Origin of the sequence: Actinophytocola sp., assembly GCF_050699915.1 — a bacterium.
GTDB lineage: Bacteria > Actinomycetota > Actinomycetes > Mycobacteriales > Pseudonocardiaceae > Actinophytocola.
Genome location: NZ_JBOHGA010000348.1, coordinates 1 through 4,182, shown reverse-complemented (window position 1 = coordinate 4,182; position 4,182 = coordinate 1). Strand labels below are relative to the sequence as shown.

General features: G+C 70.5%; 3 protein-coding genes. 1 reads left to right on the top strand and 2 read right to left on the bottom strand.

Translation table 11 applies throughout. The annotated features are described in order from the left end of the window. On the bottom strand, nt 1-421 hold a 421-nt coding region (sepH, locus tag ACRDSK_RS32165), incomplete at its 3' end, for a septation protein SepH (RefSeq protein WP_431445177.1). Nucleotides 422-682: 261 nt separating this feature from the next. Between sepH and ACRDSK_RS32160 the strand changes: the two genes are divergently transcribed. Next, nucleotides 683-1,954, top strand: a complete 1,272-nt coding sequence (locus ACRDSK_RS32160) for a pyroglutamyl peptidase (protein ID WP_431445176.1) — start codon at nt 683-685, stop codon at nt 1,952-1,954. A gap of 371 nt (nt 1,955-2,325) precedes the next feature. Here the strand turns inward: ACRDSK_RS32160 and ACRDSK_RS32155 are convergent, their stop codons facing one another. Continuing rightward, nucleotides 2,326-4,026: an IS1634 family transposase gene (locus ACRDSK_RS32155; RefSeq protein ID WP_431445175.1), complete on the bottom strand. Its 1,701-nt coding sequence runs from the start codon at nt 4,024-4,026 to the stop codon at nt 2,326-2,328. Between the last annotated feature and the right edge of the window lie 156 nt (nt 4,027-4,182).

Below are 4,182 nucleotides of genomic sequence, written 5' to 3'. Positions count from 1 at the left end.
CGTCCCAGGAGACCTTCTCGGCCTCCACGCCGTGCTCGGCGAGCCGCTTGTCGATCACCTCGGCGAGGCTCTCCCCGGACTCGGAGCTGCGCAGTCGGGTACGCCGTCCGTGCTGGGCGAGCATCGCCCGCTCCTGTAGCACCGGGCCGGCGTACCGGAGGACCCGGTCGACGGGGACGTTCGCGACCCGGGCCACCTCTTCGGCGGAGTCGCCGGCGCGGATCCGGGCCTGGATGTCGCGGGGGGACAGGGCGGGCGACATCTCCATCGACATCGCGAGCTGGCCGTGCGCCTGCTTGTCATGCCGCACGGCGCCGTTCAGCCGATCGTCGAGCGGCAGCGACAGCAGCCGCCCGACCTCGTCGGAGAGGACGAGGGCCTGACCGTCCTCGGAGAGGGCCACGAAGCGTACCGGCCGCATCGCCGTCCTCCTCCCGTGAGCGCCTGCAGGTCACAGTACGCGGAACCTTACCGGCATCGAGGCAGGCCACGCCGACAGTTCGCCCCCTTTACCGCGTTGATCAAGATAGTCCCGTGCGACACGCCGAGGCCACCCCGCTCGCGGCTGGCGGCCACCCCGCTCGCGGCCCGCAGTCAGCCCCCCGCTACGCGGCCGCCAGCTGTTGACCTGATCGGCTCGTGCGGTGCAGTGTTTCCCAGGATCGACCTGGGGAGGTCCACGATGCGCCGACTGTTCACGGCACTGGTAGCGCTCGCCGCCGTCACCGCACCCGCCGCGCCCGCGTACGCCGACGCCGGCTGCCGGGACACCATGGTCCCGCTGACCGTCGAGGAGCAGCGGCTGACCCGCGTACTCGGGGACGATCCTGAACCGGTCGCGGCGCAGCTGCTGCGACGCAGCGGCTTCGACCGTAACGTGGCGCAGTTCGAGCGGGCGCTGTGTGCCGCGGGTTCGGCGACGGCGGCACGCGGGGTGGTGACCGGACACGGCCGGCGGCTGTGGGAGCTCGCGGTGGCACGCGCCCGCGACGGCGCCCCTCACTATGCGTCGTTGCCGGGTGGCGACGACCGCCCGCTGTACTGGGCCCGGCTCGCGATGACCGCCGCGCTGCGGCAGTGGGCCCCCGGCTTCCCGGTCGACCGGCCGGAGCTGGAGAAGCGGCTGGAGTACGCCTCGCGCGGCATCACCTCCAGCGACTTCGGCGGCGCTCCGGGCGTACGCCAGCTGTTCGTCTCCGGGTTCGACCCGTTCCTGCTGGACCAGGAGATCCGGCGCGGCAACCCGTCCGGGGCGGGCGTGCTGCCACTCGACGGGCAAGTCATCGAGGTGGCCGGGGTACGGGTGGAGATCGAAGTCGCGGTGTTCCCGGTGCGGTACGCCGACTTCGACCACGGCATCGTGGAGGACGGGTTCGCGCCGCACTACGCCGCCGGACGGCAGCGCGCCGACCTGGTGAGCACCGTGAGCCAGGGCCGGCCCGACGCGTTCGACATCGAGAAGTGGAACGGCCGGCGGCGCTCCACCAGCTCGGTGGGCGACAACAACGACATCTGGGGTGGCGGTACGTCGACCGCGCCGGTGGTGTTCCCCGGGGTCGGGCCCGGGCCGGAGTTCATCGGCAGCTCGCTGCCGCTGGAGGCGATGGCGGCGCCGACCGGCCAGCCGTTCCTGGCGCGCGTGAACAGCTCGGTGGTGGAGATCCCCGCCGGCAGCACCACGCCGGTGTTCCGGCCGGACGGCCCGACGGAGGGCTCGATCGCGGTGCAGGGCGGTGGCGGCGGTTACCTGTCCAACGAGATCGCGTACCGCAACACGTTGCTGCGCGACGCGTACGGGCTGGCCACGCCGGCGGGGCACGTACACACCCCGGTGCTGGTGATGGACCCGAACAACACCACCGAGATCACCGACCCCACCTTCGAACGCAACCGCGCCGACATCACCGCCCAGCTGCTGCTGATCCTCCGCGCCGGCGCCGCTACCCTCGGCTAAGTCAATCTGCCGGGGTCTCGATCAGGCTGTCGGCGACGGCGGCCGCGATCGGCAGTCCTGTTGCGTCCTCAAGCCACGCCCATTGGCCGTTCGGGTTGATGCCGGCTTTTCCGACTGTTGATCTTGGTGTGTGCCCTTTGACCTGCGGTTTTACGTGGCGTGCATGTTCGCGACGTGGACGGGGTTAGCAGGTGGGCTGGTCGAGTAGTTGCGCTTCGAGTTGGGCGACGCGTCGGTCCTCCCGGGTTCCGCAGTTGGTGGGCACATGATCTTGCCGAATTCGGGCGTTGACCTGCGGGAACGCGTGTAGGGCGGGCAGGTGCGCGTGTGTCCACGCCTGTTGTGGCCGGTAGCGGCGGTATTTCGCCTGGTCAGGAGGGGTGAAGCGCGGTGATCGGGGGCGGCGCTGGGACCTGACAATCGCGGTAGATGCCGGCCTGGGTGGTGGTGAGTGGGGTGGTGTGCACGGCGGTGCCGGCGCTGCCGGTGAGCGCGACGGCGTGCACGCGTGCGAGTTCGGTGGCGATGCGGCGCCAGGTGGCGCCGGTGCGGCGCTCGGCGACGCGGATGAGCAGCAGCGCCAGCCAGCACAGCAGGACGTGGGCGCGGATGCGGTGCTCGAGCCGGTGGAAGACCGGCCGCAGGTCCAGGGTGGACTTCAGGTCGCGGAAGCCGCGCTCGGCCTCCAGGAGGTTCTTGTAACCCAGCGCGGTGTCTTCGGCGCTGATGTGCGGGTCGGAGGTGGCGATGAGGTACTTGCCGTCCAACCGCGCCTCCTGCTTGACCTTGGCCCGGTTGATCGACAGCCGCCCGGTCGGCGACTGGCGCAGCCACCGGCCGAGGGCAGGGTGATCCCGCAGCGCGCACTCGGCCTTCAGGTGCGCGGCCTCGGCCTTCTGCCTGGCGTTCTTGTTCGCCTTCTTGCGGTCACGTTCCCTGGTCTGCTTGATCCGCGCGAGTTCGGCCTCCAAGCGGGCGATGGCGTCCTCTCGCTGGCCGCGGTCGCGTTCGGCCTGCTCCGGGTTGTGGCAGATGACGAACCGCACGCCGGCCTCGTCGACAGTGACTTCCTTGACCCGCAGGTTCTCGCGGACCTGCTGGTAGCGGCCCTGCCGCGAGAGCACCTGCTCCACGAGGGGATTGCCGTCGCGCATGCGCATCCCGGCGATGAAGTGCCCGCCGCCGCGGCGCAGGTAGGCCAGGTTCTCCGCGGAGGAGAAGCCGCGATCGACCACGGTGATGATTCGCCCGAGCCGCCAGCCCCGGATGTCGTCTTTGACCTGCGGCAGGATCGTCTGGTCGTTGGTGTTGCCGGGCCAGCACCAGCAGCGGACCGGGATGCCCTCCTTCGTCACGGCCAGCCCGATGACGATCTGCGGCAGGTCCTCGCGGTGGTCCTTGGAGTGCCCGTAGCGGCGGAACGCGGCCTCGCCGGTCTCCTCGTCGTCGCGTTCGAAGTACGTGGACGTGGTGTCGAAGAACAGCAGGTCGACCTCGAGGTTGAGCAGGTCGGCCACCGCGAAGAACACCGCCTCCTGCACCTCGGCCTGCGCGTCCGCTTCGACCAGCAGGTCCATCGCTCGGTACGCCTGGTCCTCGTCCATGGCATCCAGGCCGTCGATCGCCACGTCGCAGCTGGCCCACTCGGCCGCCGACAGCTTCGACATCGGGTCGATCGCCCGGTTCGCCACCAGCGCGAACAACACCCGCTCCACATCGGTGGTGAACCGGCGCGACCCCAACACCTTGCGCAGCGCCGCATCCACCTCAAGCGCCCGCCACAGCCCATCGAGCAGACGCACCGTCCCCACCGGACGCGAGGCGGCCACCCGCAGCCCGTCACCAGCCAACTGCGCGGCGTCTGCCGGCGCCCCAGAGTCAGGTACGCCGAGGTAGCGGTTGATCGACGCGACCAGCCGCCGCAGCCCGTCACGGTCGAGCCGGTCTTCCCGACCCAGGTTGAGCAGCACCTGCGCCTGCGTCACCCCGTCCACCCGCCGGTTATGCGCCAGCTGGACGTAACGGACCACCGAGCCGTCCCGATTCCGCCGCTGCGTCGTCCGCAGGTACATGCCCACAGTCGAGCAGGAACCAACAGCGCAATCAAGCGCGACACGGCAAGTCGTGTGCCCACGCCTTTCAGCGGTTCGCGACCACCCGCAACGCTCCTACCAGCGGAAACGCCGATCAGAGGCCCCGCGCATGCCCACTAACTGCGGAACTCGGGA